Raw genomic sequence first — 24702 nt, 5'->3', positions numbered from 1 at the left:
CATGTTTTATGCGTTGTTCATCGTTCTTAGCCTGCTCTGGGTCATCGCCATGGTCATGGGGATGAAGAGTACCTTCACCAGTGATGATGGTAGCGAGCGCTCCTAAAGGGACATTGGGTAGTGGGTATTCTGGTTCATGATGCGCGCTACTGAGCTGTTTCACTTTTCCCCCTGGCAGCGCTTGCGCCGTTGGGGTACGCGCATGCGTGCCGTTTTGCGTCTCGATCGCTGGTTCCCCCAAATTCCTTTGGCTTTGGCGGTGGCGGCGCTGGGCGCACTTTCTTTGCTACATGCCCTGCCTGCCTTGAAGTCGTTGATCCCGGAATTATCGGTGATCACTCCCAGCAGCAGTCTCACAGATCTGCCGATCATGTCGGAGCTTGGCGCTGTTCCAGCACTGGTCGTGGGTGCGGTGCTCCTGATCATGGCCTTTGGTCTGGTCTTCCGTTCCCGACTGTCCTGGGCTCTGACGCTGATGATTTCGGCCATCAGTCTGGCCCTCCTTCTGCACCGGTACCAGCATCTCAGTATCGCCATGCTGATATTCAACGGTCTGATTCTGCTCGGATTGCTGATCTTCCGGCGCCATTTTTCCCGGTCGAGTGTCGCCGCAGGTACCCTTTTTGCCTTTCTCTCCATCGTTTTACTGCTGAGCTATGCCGTCTTTGGTTCCTATGTCCTGGGAGCTGGTTTCAGTCCGCAAATCAAATCGTTGGACTCGGCTCTGTATTTTGCTGTGGTGACCATGTCTACCGTCGGCTACGGCGACATCGTGCCCAAAAGTCCGGAAGCGCGCTACTTTGTCATCTCCATCATCATCCTCGGGATCACCGTTTTCGCCACCTCGATCTCCGCCGTAGTCGTGCCGCTGATCAATGGGCGAATGCAACGCCTGCTGCTGGGCGAGAAAAAATCCGACTGGAGCGACCATTATGTCCTCATCGGTGACAATCTTTTCGCGCAGAATACCTACCGGGCCCTGCGCCGCCGCCACCTGCGCGTGTTGGTAGTAGCGCCGGCGCGACCGGAACCTCTGTGGCTACCAGAAGAAGACCTTTTCGTGGGTGATCCTACCGATCCCGAGATCCTTCGCCGCGCTGGTGCGATGCGGGCCCTGGGAGTCCTGGCGCTGCGCAACGATGATAGTGAAAACGCCTTCATCATTCTCACGGCCAAGGAGATGGCAGTTCCCGGCAAAACCGTGGCTCTGGTGGGAAACCAGCGGCACTTGCAACGTCTGCGTCAGACGGGCGTAGACCTGATCATTGCCCCGGAGGTTCTGGGTGGACAGCTACTCGTAGAAAGCCTCATGGGAGAGGAGTTTCACGGCGACGCGGTACTCGATACCATTTTCAGTACTGGCGCCAAGGTCTGATCAGTCAACTCCCTTCTGACTGAGCTGAAAATCGCCCAACTGCAGGCGGCGCAGGCTGTGCACGTAGCCCGCAGTGTCGTCGGTGCTTGCCAGCGGACCGATCTTAACGACATAGCCCTGGGCGGCGGGGACCAGATGCGCCGTCGTAATTCCGAAAGCCTGCAATTTTTGCTGTTCCGCACGGGCGCGCTGCAATTCCATGGGTTGGGTACTGATCAGGTAAATGACATCTTCCAGTTGGGGGGCGGAAAGCACCGGCCGTACAGTCGTCGTGACTGGCGTTGCGACTGGCTTTGCTGGAGCCGATAGCGGTTGCTGGGGACTGGCAAAAGCGCTGGCGACTACCGAGCGCAGTTTGGCCTGGGAATGCTGTACGCCAGAACCAGGCGACTGCAGGGTGGAGGGCACACTGGGTACGACGGCTCGAATGTTCTGTACCGGAACCAGTTGCTGCATTACCTGCGGACGATAGGGCGCTGGTGCGGGAACGCTACTTTGCACCGCCTGGATGTTCACTTGCGCCGTTCCCTGGTTGACGATGCCCAAGGCACGCGCACTGCCAATCGATAAATCCATGATTCGCCCAGCAACGAATGGGCCGCGATCATTGACCAGAACGAGAATGCTGCGACCATTTTGCAGATTGGTGACGCGTACGCAGGAGGGTAGGGGCAGCACCCGGCTTGCAGCAGTCAGGCGGTTGTCGTGAAAGGTGGTGCCCATAGCCGTGACGTGACTGGAGGAAGCGATGTCATACCACGAGGCGGTGCCCGTCTGGTTATACCCCTGGGCAATTTGCAGCGGGTGGTACCACTGCCCATTAATCTCGTAAGGCTGATTGTAGGCCGCCTGCAGATTGGGAGAAGGTGCGTAGCAGGTGGTGCCGGTGGAATAGGCCACTCCGGAACTCGAACTACGCGCCATGGAAGATGATGGCGGTGGTGTGGAGACGCTGGCACAGCCGGCCAGGGTCGCGAGCCCGGCGGCAACGCAAGACCAGCGCAGCAGACGGTTGGGTGCCCATTCCTGCATTCTTCTTTTCACCTCCATTTTTTCATGGCGAACTGGCGCGCCGCGATACCTATGGTAATACGCGAGATATGGATCTTAGTAAAATGAAAGATAGAAGAAAAAAATAGACTTGCCAAGGTGCTTGCAAGTATCGGCACGGATACGAGCGGGTTACCCGCTGACAGTCAGATATTTTTGTCGGCTCTGCAACCAGCCTTGCATGTTCTGCAGATCCCGCCGCAGCAGGCTGGCCATGATTGCCAGCGAAAAGCCGAGCACGCCGAGCGCCGTCCACCACAAAAAGGTAGGCATACCAAAGATGAGGTTTACCAGAAAAACCCCCAATATCGGTCCGAAGAGGAACAGGCTCAGCATCCATTCGCGCCGCAGTAATTCGATACTTGCCCCAAAACGATCGAGGCACAGGGGGTGCACCTCACCATCGGTGTTTTTCAGCGCAACGACTTCATTGCTGTGCAGCAGAATTTCACAATGCTCCTGCGCGGTTTTCTGCCCCGCTGAGGGAATTTGCATGACCATCTGTCGTCCATTGAGCTCAAGGCGCGCCCAGCGAAGCGGCCCAGAACCGGCAACGACGATCCCCTGTCGTTGCCAGAACGGAACGGCTTTCTGCCAGGTAAGGACGGCTCGCTGCCATATTTGTTGGTCAGGCCGCGCGTTGTCCCTTGCCAAAGCGTCGCCTGCTCTCAATTGGGGGTGCAGTTATAACCAGGGGGACAGCTGGGTGGCGTCTGATACTGTGGCGCGGTCGGTGTACAGGTATATCCTGGCGGGCACTGCACATTGTTGGCAGGCGGGGCGTAATAACTCGGCTGCGCTGGCTGGGGGGCCTGCTGTTCCTGCGACCGGGAAATGCCGTAGCCGGCCAGGCCACCGAGCCCTGCCCCGATGGCAGCGCCCGCCAATGGTGAACCGGTCTGATTGCCAATGACCGCGCCGGCAATGGAGCCCAGAAGTGCCCCGCCGGTGGCATTGGCCGTGGTCCCGTTACTGGCGTAGGGATTATTGGCACAGCCCGCCAGGACGGCAGGAACCATTGCGATGACTATCCAACGTATTGTCGTCATTGATAACTCCCTCTATCTATACCGTTACAATTGGCTTTACCCACAGTCAATATGGTAGCATTTTGTGACATGCGCAAGTAGGTGCCTTGGAGCTTCCCCAAGGTGATCCAGATCCCCTGCAGAGAGGATGTTTCCGTGAAGAAGAACATGATAATGGTGGCACTGTTGCTGGGAATGGCGGGTTCTCTCAGTGCCTGTAGTTCCACTGTTGCCCCGCAGATCAATCCGGTGCCGTACTACACCTACTATCCTGCCTCCCTTGCGACAGTCGTGAGTGCCACGGAGCGCGCCCTACCGGCCGCCGGTATGCGTTTTACCGGGACGAAGACCGTCAATGCGCAAACGGTGGAGTTGCGCGGATACACTGCAGGAGGGGACGCAATCCTGATCACCTTGCATGGACTTGGGGCGTCGGTCACAAAATTTGATGCGCGGATTGGCCTGTATGGTCACCTGCGCGACGTGCAGGACATTGAGCATTGGGTCGGTAAATATGTGGGAGAAGCGATCTCAGCTCCTGCCAATTAAAATGTGCAACGACTTGGACGTCGTCAGGCCGACACAAACCGTCAGGAAGATCCTGATTGCCGGTCATGTTGGGGCTGGCAAGACCACGGTATTGCAGACTCTCTTCGGCGATCAGGCCCTGACTACCGATGCGCTCCATAGTGAGGCGGTCTCGGATAGTAAAACCACGACCACGGTTGCTATGGATTACGGGGTGATCGATTGCCCGGTGAGCAATGACCGTTTGCACATCTATGCTATTCCGGGACAGGAGCGTTTCCAGTTCATGTGGGAAATTCTGAGCCGGAATGCCAGCGGGATACTGCTGCTGATGGATGCACGCATACCCAAACCGCTGCAGGCAATCCATCTCTACTTGGATCGGATTTTGCCCTATCTGCACCAGCCCTCCGGCGTAGTTGCGCTCAACAAGCTTTCCGGAGCGGAACGCGAAGAGCTGCGTCTTCCGCCCTATCTGCGACACGGAGACCTCCGCTTGCGTCTCACTACCACGGACGTCCGTGATCGCGAAGAAGTGCTGACATTACTGCGACTCCTCGTTGGTGAGATTGGACAGAGGAACGCTATGCACGACGAATTTTCTTTGGGCGGCATCCAACGCGGGGTGCCACAATCTCCTTCCCGGTAAATTTTCCATTTTCGACTAAGTGCCTACGCACAGAGTGGCAAGTCAGGAGCGTGATCCGTGCAGGGTTTGATGTTGATCCTGGAAATCGTTGTGGTGGTGCTGGTCGCTATTGAAGTGTACATCCGCTTCACGGGGCGACGTAAGGGTAAGAAACCGGCGCATAGCACCGAATTTCCCTTAGCCCCGCCTGCGCCCGAAGAGAAGCCCGTCGTCGCGGTGTCTCCTTCCGTCTCGGCGACGCCTGCGCCGCAGCAGGTCGTGCAGGAAGAAGCCCTGAGCGGGGAGGATCTGCTGCGGGAAGCGGACATCTATATGCAGTACGGCCATTATTCACAGGCCGCGACGGTCTTGCGTTGGTATGTGGATCTGCAGCCTGGCGATGGCCGAGCGATCAATCAACTCCTCGACGCTTACCTCGCCCTCGAGGATATGAATGCCTATACACAGTTGCTCGAGAGCCTTGGCGAATCGAGTGCCGTGCCCGGCGACGAGCTTTGGTGGAAGCAACGGGTGGGCGATGGCTTGCGACGCGATCCGGGAAATCTGGAATTGCTCGTCCTCGCGGAAAAGATGGGCATGCCCATTCCCTCGCCAGAGGCACAACTGCAGGAGCCAATGACGGCGGCCAAGGCACTAGCTTTGGTGTCACGCAATACCGATCCGCACTATGGCATTGCCATATTGCAAGCCGCCATCCAGGAAGAACCCCTGCGTTTGCCGCTGTATGCAGAACTGCTGCGCATCACTCACAATCAAAGAGATATCGATGGCTATATCGACGCCCTGATCCTGATGAATCTAGCGCTCGCTAGTGGTGGCGGCGGCATTCGCGAGCGGATGTTGCGGGCCGGCATGAATCTAGGGCCTCACCCACTGTGGGAGCGCCTGGCCAGAGATGGCAAAAACCCGGCAGCCCTGCGGCAACTCGCCGCAGAGCGCTCACTCCGTTTATCGCCGAAGCTACCGGAATAAATTAGATCCGCGCACGCAAGACTGGGTTGTCGAAGTGCTGTTCGTGGACCTGAATCTGGCGCAACGGGGCGGATTCCTCGAAGTTGCGGATTACCTCCAGCACGTCATGGTCGACGAATGCCACTTGCGCACCGTCTAGGGTGAGTACGCTGCCGTTTGGTAGAGAGTCCAGCAGATGTGCCAGACGAGCCTTGTTCACAAAGGTCAATTCGCGTTTGAAGCGCAACAGATAGTGATTGGGATCTTCCTGACAGAGCTCCAATGCACTGCGATAGTTGGCGCGCAATACGAAAAATAGACCTACTACCAGCCCGACAGCGACGCCGATCAACAGATCGGTAAAAAGTATGGCAACAATGGTAATGACAAAGGGGAGCAGCTGTGTCTTGCCCAGCGAATACATGTGGCGAAAGACTTTGGGGTGGGCGAGCTTGAAGCCGACCATGATCAACACCGAAGCCAGGGCCGCGAGCGGGATCTGGTTGAGGAAAGACGCCAACAGCAGCACGGCAAGCAGCAGAAAGACACCGTGCAGAAATGCCGCCGCCTTGGTCCTGCCGCCGGCGCTGATGTTGGCGCTGGAACGCACGATGACCGACGTCACGGGTAGCCCGCCAATCAGTCCACTGATGATATTGGCCACTCCCTGGCCGTAGAGCTCGCCATCCAGAGGCGTACGCCGCTTGAAAGGATCGAGTTTGTCGGCGGCTTCGATGGACAGTAGGCTCTCCAGGCTCGCGACGATGGCGATGGTCACGCCAACGATCCACACCTGCTGCTTACCCAGGGCCGACCAATCGGGAAACTGCACGAGCTGGCCGAGTTCTGCCGTAGAGTGGATGACGGGCAGTTGCACCAGCTTGTCGGTGTCAAGTTGCAGCCATGGGAGTACAGCACCAAAAAGCAGGTTGAGTAGTGTACCGGCAAGTACGGCCATGAGGGGGCCAGAAAACCAGGTTTGTCTTTTCAGGACCGGAACCAAGTCCCAGAGCAGAAGAATGGTCAGGCAGACCACGCTGATCAATACTGCACCCCACTGCAGGTGCCCCAGCGCGCTGAAAATGCCGGAGAAAGTGTTTTCCGTTCCACCGCTACTGAATTCCTGGCTGCCAAATTGTCCGAGATCGAAGCCCACTGCATAGGGAAACTGCTTCATGATCAAAATGATGCCGATGGCTGCAAGCATGCCTTCGATGACTGCAGAAGGGAAAAAATAGGCAATGCCACCGGCGCGCAGAACGCCCATCAGGATCTGCAGACCACCGGCGATGATGACCGCCAGCAGGAAAATGGGAAAGCTGTGCAGGTCTTCGATGGCAACAACAATGATGGCCGTGAGTCCGGCAGCGGGCCCGCTGACCGAGAGGGGCGATTTGCTGAACAGCGGTACGATCAAGCCGCCGACGATGCCCGCCAGAATACCCGCCATCAGCGGCGCCCCCGATGCTAAGGCCACGCCCAGACAGAGGGGGATGGCCACTAGGGCGACGACCAGGGCAGCAGGAACGTCGAAACGCAAATTGGCAAGGGGTGAAAGATTGAGTTTCTGGACAGCAGGCTGCTGCCCGGCGGAGGAGGTCTGTGGCAGACTCATCCATTGGCTCCCTTTATCAGATATGGCGAGTCATTAGAGTAACAGCGGGCAAGCTAGTTCCCTAGCCATAAAAAACCCCCGCAGGGCGGGGGTTGTTGGGTTTGGAAAACCTCTGTGCTCAGGCCAGGCGCTGGCGAATTTCCTGGGTGGCCTTGACCATGTTCTCCAGGGCTGGGGTCACCTCGGCCCACTTGCGGGTTTTCAGGCCGCAGTCGGGGTTGACCCAAAGACGCTCGGCAGGGACCACCTTGGCGGCCTTTTCCATGAGCTGCACCATCTCTTCCACACTGGGTACCCGCGGAGAGTGGATGTCATAGACGCCCGGCCCGATCTCGTTGGGGTAGTTGAAGGTGGCAAAGGCATCGAGCAGCTCCATCTGTGAGCGGGAGGTCTCGATGGTGATCACATCCGCGTCCATCGCCGCGATGGCCGGCAGGATGTCGTTGAACTCCGAGTAGCACATATGGGTATGGATCTGCACGTCATCGGGGGCGATCTGCGCCGAGATGCGGAAGGCACGCGAGGCCCAGCCCAGATACTTGTCCCAATCCTTGCGCTTGAGGGGCAGACCTTCGCGGTAGGCCGGTTCGTCGATCTGAATGATGCCGATACCGGCATCGATCAGATCCTTGACCTCATCACGGATGGCCAGGGCGATCTGCAGCGCGGTGCGCTCGCGCGGTTGATCGTCACGCACAAAGGACCATTGCAGGATGGTGACCGGACCGGTGAGCATGCCTTTCATCGGCTTGCTGGTGAGGGACTGGGCGTATTTGGCCCATTCCACCGTCATTGGGTGCGGACGCGAGACATCCCCGAAGATGAGTGGCGGCTTCACATAGCGGGAGCCGTAACTCTGCACCCAGCCGTGACGGGTAAAGGCGAAGCCGGCGAGCTGCTCACCAAAGTATTCGACCATGTCGTTGCGCTCGGGCTCACCATGCACCGGCACGTCCAGGCCTAGACGCTCCTGTTCCTTGACGACCAGGGCGACCTCCGCCTCCATCATCTTGTGGTATTTGGCGTCAGACAGCTCACCCTTGCGGTTCTGCAGTCGTGCCTTACGAATTTCCGGTGTCTGCGGAAAGCTGCCGATGGTGGTGGTAGGGAAGGGAGGCAGTTTGAAACGCGCGGCCTGGGCCTGGGCACGGGCCGGGAAGGGACTGTGGCGTTGGCCATCATCGTTGCCCAGCTCCTGCAGGCGGGCGTTGACGGCGGCGTTGTGGATGCGTGGCGAACTCTTGCGCGAGGCGACGGCCTTGCGCGCCGCTTCCAGTTCCTGGGCAACCGCCGACTCGCCCTTGTCGATTGCGCGGGCGAGCACCGAAAGCTCGTCCAGCTTCTGCACGGAGAAGGCCAGCCAGGATTTGAGTTCGTCATCCAGTTCTGTTTCCTGGGCCAGATCTACCGGACTGTGCATCAGGCTGCAGGAAGGCGCGATCCACAGACGATCACCAAGGGCTTTGTGCGCTGGCGCCAACAATTCCAGAGCGGCGTCGAGATCGGTTCGCCATACGTTCCGTCCATCCACAACGCCCAGAGAGAGGATCTTGTCGGCTGGGTAGTTCTGCAAGAAAACGTCGCGTTGCGCTGGCGTCCGCCGCAGATCCAGATGCAGTCCCGCCACGGGCAGGGCCTTGAGCCGTGCGGCATGATCGGCGACGGACTCAAAGTAGGTGGCAAGCAGGATCTTGGGTGTCTTCCCCTGAGTCAGCTGTGCATAGGCCGTGTCCAGCGCGTCCAGCCACTCCTGCGGCAGATCAAGGACCAGTGCCGGCTCGTCCATCTGCACCCATTCGACGCCAGCCGCGGCCAGCTTGGCAAGGATTTCGGCGTATACGGGCAGGACTTTGGGCAACAGACTCAGGCGATCGAAGCCGCTGTGGCGGGGCGCCTCGCCGTGACCAGCGCAGCCCTCATCGTGGCGATGACCAGCCTCGCCATGGGCGATGTCCAAGTCTTTTTCCTTCCCGAGCCACAGGTAGGTCAGCGGACCCACCAGCACCGGCTTGGCCTTCACGCCCAAGGCCTGGGCCTCTTTCACCTGGGCAAAAATCCGCTCGCTGCTCAGCCGGAACTCCATATCCTCATGGAATTCGGGGACGATGTAATGGTAATTGGTATCAAACCATTTGGTCATTTCCATGGCCGGCTGCGTCTTGGACCCACGCGCCATGGCAAAGAAGGTGTCACGATCGACTTCGCCACCTGCAAAATCGTAGCGCGGCGGGATGGCGCCCAGGGTGCAGCTCATATCGAGCATTTGATCGTAAAAAGTGAAATCGCCCACAGGGACGAGATCGACGCCGCAGGTCTGCTGGATACGCCAGTGACGCTCCCGCAGCTGCGCACCTCGTGCCTCCAGCTCGGCGCCGTCGATTTCGCCAGACCAATAGGCCTCGGTGGCCTTCTTCAGCTCACGCTTGTGGCCGATGCGGGGAAAACCAAGATTGTGCACCCGGGTCATGTCATCACTCCTCTGCCAAAATTGCAGCCATCATGCCCCGCTGGTGGGTGCGGCTCAAGTGGGAAATTTTACGCCCGGGGATGAATCCCCTTCACTGGCCGGATCAGTCGAGACGAAAACCGCGGTGGATGGCGACGATGCCACCGGACAGATTATGCACGTCGACCCGCGCAAAACCGGCATCCTCCATCATCATGCGGAAGGTGTCCTGATCGGGAAAGCGGCGTATGGATTCCACCAGATACTGATAACTGTCGCGGTCCTTGGCGACGATTTCGCCAATCTTTGGCAGGATATTGAACGAGTAAAGATCGTAGATCTGCTGCAGGCCCGGCCAACGCGGATGCGAAAACTCGAGGATCAAGGCGCGGCCGCCAACCTTGAGTACCCGGTAGATCTCCGCCAGGGCGCGTTCGGGATGGGTCATATTGCGGATGCCGAAAGCCAGGGTAACGAGATCGAATTGTTGGTCGGGGAAGGGCAGCTCTTCGGCATTGGCCTCAACGAATTCGACGCCGGCGAGCATGCCTTTGTCGGCGAGGCGCTTTTCGCCGACCGCCAGCATCTCCGGGTTGATGTCGGAGACGACAATGCGACCATTTGGCTGTAGACGTTTATAGAGAAGCGCCGCCAGGTCTCCGGTGCCGCCGGCCAGATCCAGCACCTGCTGCCCTGGGCGGGGCCGAGCCAGGTCTACCGTGTAGCGCTTCCACAGCCGATGCACCCCCAGCGACATCAAATCGTTCATCAGGTCGTAGCTGCTCGCAACGCTGCTGAACACCCCGCGCACCAGCTTTTCCTTTTCCGCCTCCGGAACTTCCTGATAGCCAAAATGGGTGGTGGTAGACTCTTGCTCGTTTTCCGGCAGGTCGTGATCGGTCATCCCTCTCTCCATTAGATTGAACGCAGCAGTAAACTGCCTTTCTCGCTCAAATAGTTACGCAGCAGGCTGGCAAAATCCGCCCGCACCGAGCTGGCGACTTCCGGCAACTCCATGAGTTGCGCGGTCCACCGCCGTAGTTTGCCGAGACTTTCCCAGCTCGGCAATGGTCGCAGGGCATGGAGGATTTCCATGCGCATGAAGAGCGGGGCGATGGCGGCGTCGACTAGGCTGAAGCGCTCTCCTGCGAAAAAAGGTCCGTCGCCCATTGCCGTTTCCAGTCGCTGCAGTTTGTCGAAGAGCTGCCGGTGCGCCGCAGTAAAGCGTTCCTCTCCCTGCGCCACCATCATCTGAAACTGATCTCCCAGCGCCTCGCCCCCCAGGGCGATCCACGCCCGGTGCCGGGCCCTTTCCAGGGGGTCCGCAGGATGCAATGGCGGCGGCAGAGTCTCGTCGAGATACTCGTTGATGACCTGTGATTCAAAGAGCACGGTATCGTTATCGATACGCAGGCAGGGAACCTTACCCAGAGGCGAGATGGCCAGAAACCACTCAGGTTTGTGGGCTAGGTCGATATGGGTCAGGGTGAAGAGAACCTCTTTATGCAGCAGGGTGATGACCGAGCGCTGCACATAGGGGCATAGAGGAAAGCTGATCAATTCCAGGGTCATGGCTGGCTCCAGCGGCGTGCGCTCAGTCCGCCTTGGCGCATCGATAGAGTGCCACTTCTCCGAGAAGATTGGGCAGAATGCGGTTACTCGCGGTGTTGCGACGGCGATCGTCCAACACTACGCGCTCGCGCACCTCGATGCGATTTTTGTGGCACAGGGCGTCAAAGTCGCGAAGGGTACAAAGGTGGATGTTAGGGGTATCGTACCACGTATGTGGCAAAACGTCGGTCATGGGCATGTGCCCGCCGACCCCGAGTTGCCAGCGCGCGCGCCAATGGCCCATGTTGGGAAAGGTAACGATTCCCTCGCGGCCCACCCGCAACATTTCCAACAGAAGATCGAGTGGGTAATGCACCGCCTGCAGGGTCAACGACAAAACCACCGTATCCACGCTACCGCTAGCAAATTGCCGCAGGCCACTATCCAGGTCTTGTTGCAGGACCGGCACGCCCCGCCGCAAGGCCGCCGCCACCCGCTCATCGTCCAGTTCGATACCGTAACCCTTGACCTGTTTTTGCTGCTGCAGATGAGAGAGCAATTCCCCTTCGCCGCAACCCAGGTCGAGCACGCGACTCCCGGGACGAATCCAGTCGGCAATGATCCGCAGGTCGTGTCGCAATGTCTGGCTCATACGCCGAGCTCCTCTGCCATACGCTCCAGATAAGAGCGCATGACCCGTAAGTACTGGGGAATCGGTAGCAGAAACGAGTCATGCCCATGATGGGATTCAATTTCGGCATAGCTCACATGCGCGCCGGCGGTATATAGGGCCTGCACGATCTCGCGCGATCGCTCGGGCGAAAAGCGCCAATCGCTGCTGAAGCTGGCGACAAAAAATTTTGCTTGGACCTTGGCGAGGGCTGCCGCGAGATTGCCTCCGTAAGCGGCAGCGGGATCAAAGTAGTCGAGTGCCTTGGTGATGTAGAGGTAGCTGTTGGCATCGAAGTGCTCGACGAAGCGGGATCCCTGATAGCGCAGGTAGCTTTCGACCTCGAAATCAATGTCAAAGCCATAGGAAAGAGTCTTGCCTAGCCGTGTTTCCCGACCGAATTTCTGCCCCATGGCATCGTCGGAGAGATAGGTGATGTGGCCGATCATCCGCGCCAGGGCAAGGCCGTGGCGTGGCTTGCTTTCGTAGCGGTAATAGTGCCCGCCGTGAAAATCGGGATCGGTCATGATCGCCTGACGACAGACCTCGTTGAAACCGATGTTCTGCGCACTCAGATTGGGCGCTGCAGCAATGACCAGGGCATGTCGCAAGCGCTCCGGGTAATCGATGGCCCACTGCAGGACCTGCATGCCACCCAGACTTCCGCCAACGATTGCCGCCCAGCAATCGATGCCGAGATGATCGCTGAGGGTGACCTGGGTACGAACCCAGTCCGACACGGTAACCATGGGAAAGTCCATCCCCCAAGGCTCGTTGCTTGCCGGATTGATGCTCGCCGGTCCGGTGGAGCCCTTGCAGGAGCCAATGAAATTACTGCACACCACAAAAAAATGTCGCGTGTCGATAGGTTTGCCGGGCCCGATCATGCTGTCCCACCAGCCTGGTTTTTTGTCTGTTGGGGAATGGTAACCGGCAGCATGATGGTCGCCAGACAATGCGTGACAGATCAAAATGGCGTTGCTGCGAGCGCTGTTCAACGTACCATAGCACTCGTAGCGCAGAGTGTAGCCGGGCAGACTGCGGCCACATTCCAAGAGTAGATCTTCTGTGATGTGAAGGTCCTGGTACTCTACCAGTCCCACGCAATCATCGGGTATGCGCTCCGGCATCAACGTCCCGCCTGGCTTGTAAGAAAGGCTGAGTCTACTCAGGGGGCGCACGGCGGACAAGGACTCGATAGGCGTCCGAAGGAAAAACTCCGCGAGCCACAGGATCCGCCTCTGCATGGCGAGTTCTTCCACGGCCCACTCTTTGGAAGCAGCATCGCACCAGAGGATCGGGACTTCCTTCAGCAAAGAAAAGGGCCTGAACCTATGTTCAGACCCTTGCTTTGTATGGGGTGACTGATGGGGCTCGAACCCACGACAACCGGAATCACAATCCGGGGCTCTACCTGCTGAGCTACAGTCACCGAAGAATAAGAATGATAACGCCCGCAGGCCCTCCTCTGCAAGATCTTCGGCGGGGCCTCCGGGCGAGAGATCAGTCCCAGCTCAGGGCGCCACCGGTTTGATATTCGGTGACTCGGGTCTCGAAGAAGTTCTTTTCCTTCTTCAGATCCATCATCTCGCTCATCCACGGGAAAGGGTTTTTGACCCCCTCCCACTGCGGCTTGAGACCGATCTGGCTGAGCCGGCGATTACCAATGAAATGCACATAGTCCTTGAACATTGGCGCATTCAGCCCGAGCACGCCACGCGGCATGGTGTCGTCGGCGTAGGCGCATTCGAGTTCCACACCCTGATGAATCAGGGCGATGATCTCTTCCTGGAATTCCTCGGTCCACAGGTGCGGATTTTCGATCTTGATCTGGTTGATCATGTCGATGCCGAAATTGCAGTGCATCGATTCGTCGCGCAGGATGTACTGGTACTGTTCGGCGGCACCGACCATCTTGTTCTGCCGCCCCATGGCCAGGATCTGACTGAACCCCACATAGAAGAACATGCCTTCCATGATAGTGGCGAAAACGATCAGGGAGCGCAGCAACAGCTGGTCATTTTCTGGCGTACCGGTCTTGAAATTGGGGTCCGCCAGGACTTCGATGAAGGGGATGAGAAAATCATCCTTGGCGCGTACCGAGGGGACTTCATGATACATATTGAAGATCTCCCCTTCGTCGAGCCCCAGGGATTCGACGATGTACTGGTAGGCGTGGGTATGAATGGCCTCTTCAAAGCCCTGGCGCAGCAGATACTGGCGGCACTCGGGCGCGGTGATGTGACGGTAGGTACCGAGCACAATGTTATTGGCTGCCAGACTGTCGGCGGTCACAAAAAAGCCGAGATTCCGTTTGACGATGCGGCGCTCGTCCTCCGTCAAGCCCTTGGGATCCTTCCAGAGGGCGATGTCGCGGGCCATCTGGACCTCTTGCGGCATCCAGTGATTGGCGCAGGCCGCGAGATACTTGTCCCAGGCCCACTGGTACTTGAAGGGTACCAATTGGTTGACATCGGCCTTGCCATTGATGATGCGTTTGTCTTCGGCGCGCACACGGGCAAAGCTGCTGGCCTGGATGCCAATATCGGCGCCGGCCTGACCTTGTTCGTGGTAAGCAGGCAGGGTGATGGACTGCGGTTGTTCTTCTGCAAAATCTAGCATCGGTCTCTCCAGTTTTCGGCTGCCTTACTGGCAGGCCTCGCAGGTGGGGTCGTCAATGGCGCAGGCCTTGAGGCTGCCGGGCACCGCATTGAGGGTACCGGTCTGCACCGTGGATTTTTCTGCCGCGGTGGCTCCCAAAGAGCGCAGGTAATAGGTGGTCTTGATACCGCGCCGCCAAGCCAGGCGATAGGTATCGTCGATCTTCTTGCCCGAGGGCGTACCGAAATACAGATTCAGGCTCTGCGACTGATCCAGCCACTTCTGCCGCCTGCCGCCTGCTTCGATCAACCAGTCGGGATCGGTCTCGAAGGCATTGGCATAGAGGGGCTTCAGGGCAGCCGGGATGCGGTCGATGGGCGCGACCGAGCCATCGAAGTACTTGAGGTCGTTGACCATCACCTCATCCCACAAATCCAGGCGCTTGAGGTCCTCCACCAAATACTGATTGACCACGGTGAACTCGCCGGAAAGGTTCGATTTGACGTAGAGGTTCTGGTAGATCGGCTCGATCCCCTGGCTGACCCCAACAATATTGGAGATCGTCGCCGTCGGAGCAATGGCCAGGCAGTTGCTGTTGCGCATGCCACCGCGCACCTTCTCGCGCAGGCCCGACCAGTCGAGCTGCTGGCTACGGTCGAGATCGACCCCCTGACTGCGGCTCTGCGCCAGAATCTCGATGCTGTCGATGGGCAGCACCCCCTGGCTCCAGAGGGAGCCTGCGAAACTTTGGTAGGTACCGCGCTCGCGGGCGAGGTCGGCCGAGGCATCGATGGCATGGTAGCTGATCAGTTCCTGGCTGATATCCGCAAAGCGCACCGCAGCATCCGAGGCATAGGGAATGCGCAGGGCGAGAAGGGCGTCGGAGAAACCCATCAAACCCAGTCCTACGGGGCGGTGACGCAGATTACTATTGCGTGCCTTGCCGAGGGCGTAGTAGTTGATGTCTATGACATTGTCGAGCATGCGCATGGCCACCCGGATGGTGCGCGCCAACTTTTCGCCATCGATGGCGGCGAGGATCTGCTCCGCGCTCAGGTCAGGGTTCAGGGCTAGCGGATCCTGCCCCGCCGGCTGACGCAGATGCGCGACAAGATTCACCGACCCCAGGTTGCAGACGGCGATTTCCTTGTCGCTGGTGTTCAGGGTGATTTCCGTGCAGAGATTGGAGCTGTGCACCACGCCTACATGCTGCTGCGGGCTGCGCAGATTGCAGGGGTCCTTGAAGGTGATCCACGGATGACCGGTCTCGAAGAGCATGGTCAGCATCTTGCGCCACAGTTGCACGGCCGGCAGTCGTTTGTAGAGCTCGATCTTGCCCGCCAGTGCCTGCTCTTCGTATTCCTCGTAACGGGCGCGGAAGGCAGCGCCGGTCAGATCATGGAGCTCGGGGACGTCGTTGGGGCTGAAGAGCGTCCAGTCGGCGCCCGCCTCTACCCGTTCCATGAATAGGTCAGGGATCCAGTTGGCGGTGTTCATATCGTGGGTGCGGCGCCGATCATCGCCGGTGTTCTTGCGCAGCTCGAGAAATTCTTCGATGTCCAGATGCCAGGTTTCGAGATAGGCGCAGACGGCACCCTTGCGCTTACCACCCTGATTGACGGCAACCGCGGTGTCATTCACTACTTTGAGGAAGGGGACCACGCCTTGGCTCTTACCGTTGGTGCCCTTGATGTAAGAACCCAGGGCGCGTACCCGCGTCCAGTCATTGCCAAGGCCACCGGAATACTTGGAGAGCAGGGCATTGTCCTTGATCGACTCGTAGATGCCATCGAGATCATCGGCGACGGTGGTGAGGAAGCAGCTCGACAACTGCGGTCGTAGCGTACCGGAATTGAATAGGGTAGGAGTGGAGCTGACGAAATCGAATTGAGAAAGTACCTCATAGAAGGCGATGGCCTGCTCCTCGCGATCGATCTCCTCGATGGCGAGGCCCATTGCGACGCGCATCCAGAAGGCCTGCGGCAATTCGATGCGCCGCTCGCGCACGTGCAGGAAATAGCGATCATAGAGGATCTGCAGGCCCAGATATTGAAAATTCAGGTCACGCTCTGGGCGTAGCGCTGCGGTGATGCGATCGAGGTCGAACTGCGCCAGACGCGGGTCGATGAGTTCGTGCTCGATACCCGTGGCTAGATAATCGCGAAAATAGTCGCTGTAACGCTCTGTCATCTGCGCCTGGGTACATGGCTGCCCGACCACCTCGCGACGGATGCGGTCGAGGAGCAGGCGCGCCGACACGTAGGCATAGGCGGGGTCGCGCTCGATCAGGATGCGGCTGGCAAGAATGGGAGCTTGATAGAGTTCAGCCTCACTGATTCCATCGTAGAGATTTTTCAGAGTGGATTGCAGGATCAGTTCTGGGGAAACCGCTGCACCCAAACCGGCACAGGCTTCGTCGATGACGGCCCGCAAGCGCTCGCGATCGAGGGGCTGGCTGCTGCCATCGGCCTGACGCACCTGCAATTCCGTGCATAGCTCCTGCTCCTGCTGTTTCTGCCGAGCGCGTTCCCGTGCGCGCTCTTCCCGGTAGAGAACGTAAGCGCGCGCCACCTCATGCTCCCCGGCACGCATCAGCGCCAATTCGACCTGATCCTGGATATCTTCGATGTGGAAGGTGCCGCCGCCCGGTTGCCGACGCTCCAGTGCGCCGAGCACCTGTTCCGTGAGTTTTGCTACCTGTTCCCGGACACGCGCACTGGCGGCTCCGCCCGTGCCTTGCACCGCGAGGAAGGCTTTGGTCATGGCGACCTGAATTTTGCTGGCATCGAAGGGCACCACCGCTCCATTGCGGCGGATGACGCGGTGACGGGAATCGGACAGGTCCGGGACAACGGCTGTGGCAGTGCTGGGCATGGGCTCCTCCTTGGTGATAGCACAAAATATAGTTATCCCAGTGCCATTGTCAACACTATATATAGTGTTGACAAGCTGTGGATGACCTGGGGATAGGCAGTGCAGAAATTGCATAAAAAATTTAGACTTGTTCTATATCGCTGGCCGGCGCATACTCTTTCGCAACATTCAGTCGGAGAAGCACGTCATGACGAATAACGCCCTCGATCTCGCCCGGGAAAATTTGCTGCAGCCCGCAGGAATCGACGAGACGGCACTGGAGCGCACCTTTACGCAGTTGCGCCGCCGCGCCCTTGACGATGCGGATCTGTACTTTCAATACAGCCGTAGCGAGGCTTTCAGCCTGGAAGAAGGAGTGGTCAAATCGGGCAGTCACAGCATTCATCAAGGAGTGGGGGTGCGTGCTATCCAGGGAGAACGCCAGGGTCTGGCCTACTCCGATGAAATCGCGGTGGAGGCACTGCTGGGAGCAGCGGAAGCGGCGCGCAGCATCGTTCATCACCCGGGCGAGCAGCGGGCGCTGCAGTGGCGCTCCCGCAGCGGTCTGGATTTGTATCCAAACGTCGATCCTCTGGCGAGCATCGAAAATCGCGAGAAAATCGCCCTTCTCGAGCGTCTGGAAGTGGCTGCACGGGCAGCCGATCCGCGTGTGGTGCAGGTAATGGCCAGTCTGGCCGCGCGCTACGAGGTGGTATTGGTGGCGCGTCTGGATGGCAGTCTGGCTGCCGATTTGCGACCGTTGGTGCGACTGAACGTCACGGTGATCGCCGAGGAGAATGGTCGGCGGGAACAGGGAAGCGCCGGTGGAGGGGGACGCCACGACTATCGCGCATTTCTTGCCAGCGACGTGGCCGAGGAGTATGCCCGTGAGGCAGTGCGGCAGGCGCTGGTCAACCTCGAGGCGGAGGCCGCTCCGGCCGGCGGTATGGAAGTTGTCCTCGGGCCTGGTTGGCCGGGTATTCTGCTGCACGAGGCCATCGGTCATGGTCTGGAGGGGGATTTCAACCGCAAAGGCACTAGCGCTTTCTCTGGTCGCGTTGGGCAGCGGGTAGCCGCGCCCGGGGTCACGGTGGTGGACGATGGCACCCTGAGCGGCCGGCGGGGAAGTCTCAATCTTGATGATGAAGGGCATCCAACCCAATGTACCGTACTGATTGAAGACGGCATTCTGCGCGGGTATCTGCAGGACAGTCTGAATGCCCGGCTTATGGGGGTTGCCCCTACCGGTAACGGTCGGCGTGAATCCTATGCGCATCTGCCTATACCGCGTATGACTAATACCTACATGCGCAATGGTCAGCACGATCCGCAGGAAATTATCGCCAGTGTCAAGAAGGGGCTATATGCCGTGAACTTCGGCGGTGGGCAGGTCGACATCACCAGCGGCAAGTTCGTGTTCTCGGCCTCGGAAGCGTATCTGATCGAGAATGGCCGCATCACGCGTCCAGTCAAAGGAGCGACCCTGATTGGAAACGGGCCGGATGTGCTCACGCGGGTTGAAATGATTGGCAACGACCTCCAATTAGATCCAGGAGTGGGGACCTGTGGGAAAGACGGACAGAGCGTGCCGGTGGGAGTCGGTCAGCCAACATTGAAAATTCGTGATCTCACGGTTGGCGGTACCCAATGATGCTGGGTTATCCGCTATGCGCGGGGTGCGCTATTGTCAGTTTTTCTGCAGAGGTCTAAGATCGCACATGTTGGGGTATTTTGTACCCGATCTAAACTCCCGATGGGGGAGGTGAGGAAATGAATAACGTTTTCAAAAACGTACTCTTGTGGGTGGCGATTGGGGTCATTCTCATTTTCGTCTTCCAGAATCTCAATTCGTCGAGTTCGACGCCAGCTCAGGCAATGAACTTCTCGACCTTTGTCAATAGCGTCAAGCAGGGGCAGGTTGCCGATGTGACTATGGACGGCAACCATCTGACCGGTGCGCTCAGTTCCGGGCAGCAATTCAGTGTCTACACCCCGCCCAACGATACCCAGTTGGTGCCGCAGTTGCTGGCCGCCGGGGTCAAGATCTCGGTCAAGCCGCCGCAAGGCCAGTCGTTGCTGTTGGCTTTGCTGATCAACTGGTTCCCGATGCTGTTGCTTATCGGTGTGTGGATCTTCTTCATGCGCCAGATGGGGGGCGGCGGTGCTGGTGGACGGGGCGCCATGAGCTTTGGTCGCAGTCGGGCACGCATGCTGAGTGAGGAAAACAACAAGATCACCTTTGCCGATGTTGCCGGTGTGGAAGAGGCTAAGGAAGAGGTGGCCGAAATCGTAGATTTTCTGCGGGATCCCTCCAAGTTCCAGCGTCTTGGTGGCCGTATTCCCAAGGGTGTATTGCTCATGGGTTCGCCTGGTTCGGGCAAGACCCTGCTCGCACGCGCCATTGCCGGCGAGGCCAAGGTGCCCTTCTTCTCGATCTCTGGATCGGACTTTGTTGAGATGTTTGTCGGTGTGGGAGCCTCGCGCGTACGCGACATGTTTGAGCAGGCGAAAAAGCACGCCCCCTGCATCATCTTCATCGACGAGATCGACGCCGTTGGTCGCCAGCGTGGTGCCGGTCTCGGCGGTGGCAACGACGAACGCGAGCAGACCCTCAATCAGATGTTGGTGGAAATGGACGGTTTCGAGGGTACGGAAGGGATCATCGTCATCGCCGCTACCAACCGTCCGGACGTGCTCGATCCTGCCTTGTTGCGTCCTGGCCGTTTTGACCGGCAAGTAACGGTTCCGCTTCCAGACATTCGCGGTCGCGAGCAAATTTTGCAAGTACACATGCGCAAGGTGCCTTTGGCGCCAGATGTGGACGCCAGAGTCATCTCGCGCGGCACACCGGGCTTCTCCGGTGCTGACCTCGCCAACCTCGTCAACGAGGCGGCCCTCATGGCGGCGCGCAAGAGCAAGCGCTTGGTCGATATGCACGACTTCGAGGACGCCAAGGACAAGGTGATGATGGGTGCCGAGCGCAAGTCGGTGGTGATGAGCGACAAGCAGCGGGAGACCACGGCCTATCATGAGTCGGGCCATGCGGTGGTTGCCAAACTGCTGCCGGGTACTGATCCGGTGCACAAAGTCACCATCATCCCACGTGGCCGTGCCTTGGGGCTAACCATGCAGTTGCCGACCGAGGATCGCTTCAACTACGAGCGCCAGGAGATCCTGCACAACATCTCTATCCTTATGGGTGGGCGGATTGCCGAAGAGGTATTCCTCAATCAGATGACCACTGGCGCGGGCAATGACATCGAGCGAGCCACGGATCTGGCGCGCAAGATGGTTACGCAGTGGGGCATGTCCACCATCGGACCCATGGTGATTGGCGAGAAAGAGGAAGAGATGTTTCTCGGGCGTGAAGTCACCAAACACAGCAGCGTGTCCGAGCGCACTGCGCAGACGGTGGACGAAGAGGTACGGGGGATCATTCAGGAACGCTATCAGGTGGCGCGCAAGCTCATCGAAGATAACCGCGACATTGTCGAGCGTATGGCCCATGCGTTGCTCAAGTTCGAGACCTTGGATGCCGGCCAGGTCAACGACCTCATGGCTGGGCGCGATCCGCGTCCGCCGCAGGACAACAACCCCGGCACACCAGCGGTCAGTGGTAACAGCGGCGTCGGCAATTCTGAGCAGGTTCCCAATAACCTGCCCAAGCTTAACCCCGGGGAACACCCCGTTTGAGTTCTGCTGTGCTGCAGCAAAGACGCCCCTGGCTGCAGGGGCGTTCTTGTATCATGGGGATCATCAACCTGACCCCAGACTCTTTTTCTGATGGTGGTCGCTATGTCTCGGTGACTGCGGCCTTGGCTCATGCACGTCGTTTGTGGGCGGAGGGGGCGGACATCCTTGATCTCGGTGCGGAGTCGACGCGGCCGGGAGCGATGGAAGTTTCGGTAGAGGAGGAACTCGAACGCCTCCTGCCCGCCTTGGAGGCGATCCGCGCCGAGATTCCCCTACCCATTTCTGTGGATACCCGTAAGGCAGCGGTGATGCGTGCCGCCCATGCGTACGGAGCTAGCCTCATCAACGATGTCAGTGCCCTGAGCTTTGATCCCGATGCGCTGGCGACGGTGGCAGAATTAGGGCTTGATGTTTGCCTGATGCATATGCGTGGAACTCCAGCTACCATGCAGACCCTCACCGCCTACGAAAATGTGCTTACCGAGGTACATGACTATCTTGCCCAGCGGCGCGATGCGTGCCTGCAGGCGGGTATCCGCGCGGAGTCCATCGTGCTCGATCCGGGCATCGGTTTTGCCAAGGAACAGGCTGATAATATTCGCCTGCTGCGGCATCTCGACCGCTTGGCGACGCTTGGGCACCCCATTCTGCTCGGCGTGTCGCGCAAAAGGTTTTTGGGGGAGATTGCCGGCGTGGAAAACCCCGGTGAGCGTGTGGTAGCGAGTGTGGCGGCCCTCCTCTGGACCCGACAGCGGTGTCGCAGCGCGATCTATCGGGTGCACGATGTTGCCGCTACGCGGCAGGCACTCAACATTTGGGAAGCGATGGAAGCGACAGGATAAAGCGAATATGGCCAGAAAATTTTTCGGAACCGACGGCGTGCGCGGTCGGGTGGGAGAAATGCCCATGCGTGCGGATTGGATCCTGCAGCTCGGCTGGGCTGCGGGTAGGGTGCTCACCAGGGGGGTAGCCGGCAGGCCGCAGGTGCTGATTGGTAAAGACACCCGCCTTTCTGGCTACCTCCTCGAATCGGCCCTGGAATCCGGGCTGGCGGCGGCAGGCGTCGATGTATTGTTGGTTGGCCCGCTGCCGACGCCCGCCATCGCTTACCTGACGCGTACCCTGCGGGCCCATGCCGGCATCGTCATCAGCGCTTCGCACAACCCTTACGAAGATAACGGCATCAAGTTTTTCTCTGGCGATGGCTACAAGCTCCCGGATACGGTGGAGGAAGCCATTGAGGCCGAGCTGGAAGGACCCATGCGCTGTGCTGCTGCAGACTCTTTGGGGAAGGCACGCCGCGTGGAGGATGCCGCCGGTCGCTATGTCGAATACTGCAAGACGACCTTTCCGGCGTCCGCCGATCTGCGCGGCGTGCGGATCGTTGTCGATGCCGCCCACGGTGCCGGCTATAAGGTCGCGCCCATGGTGTTCAGCGAGCTGGGTGCGCAGGTGGAGAGCATCGGAGCGCGACCCAACGGTGTCAATATCAATGATGGGGTCGGTTCGACGGCGCCGCAGGCGCTCATTGCTGCAGTGCGCGAGCGACAGGCCGATCTGGGGATCGCCCTGGATGGCGATGGCGATCGCGTCCTGCTCGTGGATGCGCGAGGTAATACCTGGGATGGCGATGCCGTCCTGTGGCTGCTGGCGCAGGCCTTCCGGGAACGGGGCGCCTTGCCAGGGGTCGTCGGTACGGTGATGAGCAATCTCGCCTTGGAAAAGGCGCTGACAGAGCAGGGAGTGCCTTTCGTGCGCAGCGCTGTGGGAGACCGATATGTGCTGGAGACGATGCGCCGTCTGGGCTATCCCTTGGGTGGGGAGAATTCCGGTCACCTCATCACTCCCGCAAATACCACGGGCGATGCCATTCTTGCGGCGTTGCAGGTGCTTGCCTTTTTGCAGCAGAAAGGCAGGAGTCTGCATGAGCTGGCCGCTGGTCTGAAACTGTATCCGCAGGTTTTGCTCAATTTGCGCCTGCCAGACGCGCGCCAGCACTTGGACCGCCCCGATGTGCAGCAATTGCTGCAGGCAGCGGAGGCACAGCTCGCCGGACGCGGGCGACTTCTGGTGCGTGCCTCGGGTACCGAACCACTGTTGCGTATCATGGTAGAGGCGGTTGACTGTGGGCTGGCGCAAAAGGTCGCTGAGGAGTTGCGGGCGCAAGTGGCCGCCGGTGTGACCGAATCTGTGGCGGTCTAGAGCGTGCGAACAGGGTAAATTGACCCTCGTCAGCGGACTCTTTACACTGCCCGTCCTATTAGCAATTGATGACAAATGTGAGGAAAGGCGACGTGCGGTCGATCATGGTAGCGGGCAATTGGAAGATGAATGGCTTGAATGCGGATGCCGAGCACCTCACCCAAGCCATTCTCGATGCGGGTCTGGCGCCAGCCTCGCCGGAGGTTGTGGTATTTCCGCCCTTCACGCTATTGCCGACGGTGCATCAGTTGGCCAAGGGCAGTTCCTTGCGTTGGGGCGGACAAAATCTCTTTTGGGAAGCGCACGGTGCCTATACGGGTGAGATCTCGGGACCGATGCTGCGCGATCATGGCTGTCGTTATGTTCTGGTTGGACACTCGGAGCGCCGTCAGATTTTTCAGGAGTCGGATGAAATCGTCCTGAAAAAAGTGAAGGCCGCCCTCCTGTCTGGTCTGATTCCCATGGTCTGTATCGGTGAAACCGAGCAGGAAAGGGTGCAGGGCCAAACGGAACAGGTGTTGCGGCGTCAGATAGATGCCGTTCTCCCGGCCTTGGGCAGTAGCGGACAGCAGGCCAACATGGTCCTTGCATATGAGCCAGTCTGGGCCATCGGTACCGGCAAGACGGCCAGCCCAGAGCAGGCGCAGGAAGTGCATGCCTTTGTGCGTGGCCTGGTCGCTGCAAAGAATCCCGATATTGCCCGCAAAATCCTCATTCTCTATGGCGGTAGTGTCAAGGCCGGCAACGCCCAGGTCCTGTTTTCCCAGCCGGATATTGATGGTGGTCTGGTCGGTGGAGCCTCATTGCAGGCAGTCGAGTTTTTGCAGATCTGTCAGGCCGCCCATGCGGTAGCCCGAGGTATTTGAGCATGTATACGGCGTTATTGATTTTTCAGGTACTGATTTGTGTCGTGCTGGTAGGTCTGGTACTGATTCAGAAAGGACAGGGCGCGGATATTGGCGCAGTCTTTGGCGGTGGTGGTTCGCAGACCGTTTTTGGTGCTGCGGGGGCGGGCAACTTTCTCAGCCACGTCACTGCAATTCTTGCCGCGATTTTCTTTCTCAACAGCCTGGCGTTGGCCTATCTGTCAGAACATGAGGCACACCAGATGGGGACGGGTATTGCGCTGCCAAGCTCGACGGCAGCGCCCTCTGCTGCCGCACCGGCAACGGCGTCGACCGCATCTGTAGCTGCAGGCGTGGCGAGCAGCGGGAGTCCAGTTTCCGCCTCGGCAAAATCCGCTGTGTCCGGAAAGAGCGTGGCCACCGGGAATTCCTCTCCAGGCAAGCCTTGACGTCCTGGGCGGGGCATGAGAAAGTTTTGATTCACTTGCCGAAGTGGTGAAATTGGTAGACACACCGTCTTGAGGGGGCGGCGGCGCAAGCCATACCGGTTCGAGTCCGGTCTTCGGCACCAAATTACAGCCCGCGTGGCTGTTTTTTTGTCTCTGTAGATTTGCAGAGATTTGATTATATAGAAAAAAAGTTTTT

Annotated in this window: 21 protein-coding genes and 2 tRNA genes; 11 read left to right on the top strand and 12 right to left on the bottom strand. The window is 58.9% G+C overall.

Annotated elements, in window-relative coordinates; genetic code table 11:
* Positions 1-136 precede the first annotated feature (136 nt).
* A complete protein-coding gene (kch, locus tag MQE22_RS11045) occupies positions 137-1375 on the top strand; it encodes a voltage-gated potassium channel protein (RefSeq protein WP_226827780.1) in 1239 nt (412 codons plus the stop codon).
* Here kch and MQE22_RS11040 read toward each other — a convergent pair whose 3' ends face one another.
* The 3 genes from MQE22_RS11040 to MQE22_RS11030 all read right to left on the bottom strand — a co-directional run bounded on the left by MQE22_RS11040 (position 1376) and on the right by MQE22_RS11030 (position 3474).
* On the bottom strand, positions 1376-2407 hold the full coding sequence (locus MQE22_RS11040) for a septal ring lytic transglycosylase RlpA family protein (protein WP_215871650.1): 1032 nt from the start codon (positions 2405-2407) through the stop codon (positions 1376-1378).
* Between the two features lie 150 nt (positions 2408-2557).
* Positions 2558-3079 (bottom strand): hypothetical protein, encoded by a 522-nt coding sequence (locus MQE22_RS11035; protein WP_215871649.1) that lies wholly within the window; start codon positions 3077-3079, stop codon positions 2558-2560.
* Between the two features lie 14 nt (positions 3080-3093).
* A complete protein-coding gene (locus MQE22_RS11030; protein ID WP_215871648.1) occupies positions 3094-3474 on the bottom strand; it encodes a glycine zipper domain-containing protein in 381 nt (126 codons plus the stop codon).
* A gap of 135 nt (positions 3475-3609) precedes the next feature.
* Here MQE22_RS11030 and MQE22_RS11025 point away from each other — a divergent pair, with 135 nt between their 5' ends.
* From MQE22_RS11025 to MQE22_RS11015, 3 genes are read left to right on the top strand one after another with little or no spacing between them, the layout of a single operon-like run.
* Positions 3610-4002 carry a DUF3568 domain-containing protein gene (locus MQE22_RS11025; protein ID WP_255789737.1) on the top strand — a complete coding sequence of 131 codons (393 nt, stop codon included), beginning with the start codon at positions 3610-3612 and terminating at the stop codon, positions 4000-4002.
* Between the two features lie 13 nt (positions 4003-4015).
* Entirely contained in the window at positions 4016-4630 is a 615-nt protein-coding gene (locus tag MQE22_RS11020) for a GTP-binding protein (protein ID WP_226827777.1), read from the top strand.
* A 57-nt stretch (positions 4631-4687) separates the two neighbouring features.
* Positions 4688-5602 carry a type IV pilus assembly protein FimV gene (locus MQE22_RS11015; protein WP_215871646.1) on the top strand — a complete coding sequence of 305 codons (915 nt, stop codon included), beginning with the start codon at positions 4688-4690 and terminating at the stop codon, positions 5600-5602.
* A gap of 1 nt (position 5603) precedes the next feature.
* Here MQE22_RS11015 and MQE22_RS11010 read toward each other — a convergent pair whose 3' ends face one another.
* The 9 genes from MQE22_RS11010 to MQE22_RS10970 form a co-directional block, all read right to left on the bottom strand.
* Positions 5604-7196, bottom strand: a complete 1593-nt coding sequence (locus tag MQE22_RS11010) for a SulP family inorganic anion transporter (RefSeq protein ID WP_215871645.1) — start codon at positions 7194-7196, stop codon at positions 5604-5606.
* A gap of 118 nt (positions 7197-7314) precedes the next feature.
* Entirely contained in the window at positions 7315-9663 is a 2349-nt protein-coding gene (metE, locus tag MQE22_RS11005) for a 5-methyltetrahydropteroyltriglutamate--homocysteine S-methyltransferase (RefSeq protein WP_215871644.1), read from the bottom strand.
* A 103-nt stretch (positions 9664-9766) separates the two neighbouring features.
* Complete coding sequence (ubiE, locus tag MQE22_RS11000; RefSeq protein WP_215871643.1) at positions 9767-10546, bottom strand: bifunctional demethylmenaquinone methyltransferase/2-methoxy-6-polyprenyl-1,4-benzoquinol methylase UbiE; 780 nt, start codon at positions 10544-10546, stop codon at positions 9767-9769.
* A gap of 11 nt (positions 10547-10557) precedes the next feature.
* A complete protein-coding gene (locus tag MQE22_RS10995; RefSeq protein ID WP_215871642.1) occupies positions 10558-11214 on the bottom strand; it encodes a glutathione S-transferase family protein in 657 nt (218 codons plus the stop codon).
* A gap of 22 nt (positions 11215-11236) precedes the next feature.
* On the bottom strand, positions 11237-11845 hold the full coding sequence (gene metW / locus MQE22_RS10990; RefSeq protein WP_215871641.1) for a methionine biosynthesis protein MetW: 609 nt from the start codon (positions 11843-11845) through the stop codon (positions 11237-11239).
* Complete coding sequence (gene metX / locus MQE22_RS10985) at positions 11842-13125, bottom strand: homoserine O-succinyltransferase MetX (protein WP_215871640.1); 1284 nt, start codon at positions 13123-13125, stop codon at positions 11842-11844. Before metX ends, metW begins: the two co-directional genes overlap by 4 nt.
* 94 nt (positions 13126-13219) lie before the next feature.
* Positions 13220-13295: transfer RNA gene (locus MQE22_RS10980), tRNA-His, on the bottom strand.
* A 71-nt stretch (positions 13296-13366) separates the two neighbouring features.
* Positions 13367-14485: a ribonucleotide-diphosphate reductase subunit beta gene (locus tag MQE22_RS10975; protein ID WP_215871639.1), complete on the bottom strand. Its 1119-nt coding sequence runs from the start codon at positions 14483-14485 to the stop codon at positions 13367-13369.
* Positions 14486-14509: 24 nt separating this feature from the next.
* Positions 14510-17338 (bottom strand): ribonucleoside-diphosphate reductase subunit alpha, encoded by a 2829-nt coding sequence (locus tag MQE22_RS10970; protein ID WP_215885651.1) that lies wholly within the window; start codon positions 17336-17338, stop codon positions 14510-14512.
* 187 nt (positions 17339-17525) lie between these two features.
* Between MQE22_RS10970 and tldD the strand changes: the two genes are divergently transcribed.
* The 7 genes from tldD (at position 17526) to MQE22_RS10935 (ending at position 24628) form a co-directional block, all read left to right on the top strand.
* A complete protein-coding gene (gene tldD / locus MQE22_RS10965) occupies positions 17526-18968 on the top strand; it encodes a metalloprotease TldD (RefSeq protein ID WP_215871637.1) in 1443 nt (480 codons plus the stop codon).
* Between the two features lie 119 nt (positions 18969-19087).
* Positions 19088-21010: an ATP-dependent zinc metalloprotease FtsH gene (ftsH, locus tag MQE22_RS10960; RefSeq protein WP_215871636.1), complete on the top strand. Its 1923-nt coding sequence runs from the start codon at positions 19088-19090 to the stop codon at positions 21008-21010.
* Complete coding sequence (gene folP / locus MQE22_RS10955) at positions 21007-21852, top strand: dihydropteroate synthase (RefSeq protein WP_319643712.1); 846 nt, start codon at positions 21007-21009, stop codon at positions 21850-21852. The genes ftsH and folP overlap by 4 nt, the downstream gene beginning before the upstream one ends.
* Before the next feature lie 7 nt (positions 21853-21859).
* Positions 21860-23212, top strand: coding sequence for a phosphoglucosamine mutase (glmM, locus tag MQE22_RS10950; RefSeq protein ID WP_215871635.1), 1353 nt, complete (start codon positions 21860-21862; stop codon positions 23210-23212).
* A gap of 68 nt (positions 23213-23280) precedes the next feature.
* Positions 23281-24078 (top strand): triose-phosphate isomerase, encoded by a 798-nt coding sequence (gene tpiA, locus MQE22_RS10945; RefSeq protein WP_255789736.1) that lies wholly within the window; start codon positions 23281-23283, stop codon positions 24076-24078.
* Between the two features lie 2 nt (positions 24079-24080).
* Positions 24081-24506, top strand: coding sequence for a preprotein translocase subunit SecG (gene secG, locus MQE22_RS10940; protein WP_215871633.1), 426 nt, complete (start codon positions 24081-24083; stop codon positions 24504-24506).
* A 37-nt stretch (positions 24507-24543) separates the two neighbouring features.
* Positions 24544-24628, top strand: a tRNA-Leu gene (locus MQE22_RS10935).
* The last annotated feature ends 74 nt before the right edge of the window (positions 24629-24702 follow it).

The sequence above is a fragment of the Acidithiobacillus sp. YTS05 genome (assembly GCF_024396695.1).
Classification (GTDB): domain Bacteria; phylum Pseudomonadota; class Gammaproteobacteria; order Acidithiobacillales; family Acidithiobacillaceae; genus Igneacidithiobacillus; species Igneacidithiobacillus copahuensis.
This window is presented reverse-complemented; position numbering and strand designations above follow the sequence as displayed.

Excerpts from the sequence above, each read along its gene's own strand:
- kch (WP_226827780.1), top strand. The coding sequence starts at position 137 with ATGATGCGCGCTACTGAGCTGTTTCACTTTTCCCCCTGGCAGCGCTTG.
- MQE22_RS11040 (WP_215871650.1), bottom strand. The coding sequence starts at position 2,407 with ATGCAGGAATGGGCACCCAACCGTCTGCTGCGCTGGTCTTGCGTTGCC.
- MQE22_RS11030 (WP_215871648.1), bottom strand. The coding sequence starts at position 3,474 with ATGACGACAATACGTTGGATAGTCATCGCAATGGTTCCTGCCGTCCTG.
- MQE22_RS11010 (WP_215871645.1), bottom strand. The coding sequence starts at position 7,196 with ATGAGTCTGCCACAGACCTCCTCCGCCGGGCAGCAGCCTGCTGTCCAG.
- metE (WP_215871644.1), bottom strand. The coding sequence starts at position 9,663 with ATGACCCGGGTGCACAATCTTGGTTTTCCCCGCATCGGCCACAAGCGT.
- ubiE (WP_215871643.1), bottom strand. The coding sequence starts at position 10,546 with ATGACCGATCACGACCTGCCGGAAAACGAGCAAGAGTCTACCACCACC.
- MQE22_RS10995 (WP_215871642.1), bottom strand. The coding sequence starts at position 11,214 with ATGACCCTGGAATTGATCAGCTTTCCTCTATGCCCCTATGTGCAGCGC.
- metW (WP_215871641.1), bottom strand. The coding sequence starts at position 11,845 with ATGAGCCAGACATTGCGACACGACCTGCGGATCATTGCCGACTGGATT.
- MQE22_RS10975 (WP_215871639.1), bottom strand. The coding sequence starts at position 14,485 with ATGCTAGATTTTGCAGAAGAACAACCGCAGTCCATCACCCTGCCTGCT.
- MQE22_RS10970 (WP_215885651.1), bottom strand. The coding sequence starts at position 17,338 with ATGCCCAGCACTGCCACAGCCGTTGTCCCGGACCTGTCCGATTCCCGT.
- tldD (WP_215871637.1), top strand. The coding sequence starts at position 17,526 with ATGACGAATAACGCCCTCGATCTCGCCCGGGAAAATTTGCTGCAGCCC.
- ftsH (WP_215871636.1), top strand. The coding sequence starts at position 19,088 with ATGAATAACGTTTTCAAAAACGTACTCTTGTGGGTGGCGATTGGGGTC.
- glmM (WP_215871635.1), top strand. The coding sequence starts at position 21,860 with ATGGCCAGAAAATTTTTCGGAACCGACGGCGTGCGCGGTCGGGTGGGA.
- tpiA (WP_255789736.1), top strand. The coding sequence starts at position 23,281 with ATGACAAATGTGAGGAAAGGCGACGTGCGGTCGATCATGGTAGCGGGC.
- secG (WP_215871633.1), top strand. The coding sequence starts at position 24,081 with ATGTATACGGCGTTATTGATTTTTCAGGTACTGATTTGTGTCGTGCTG.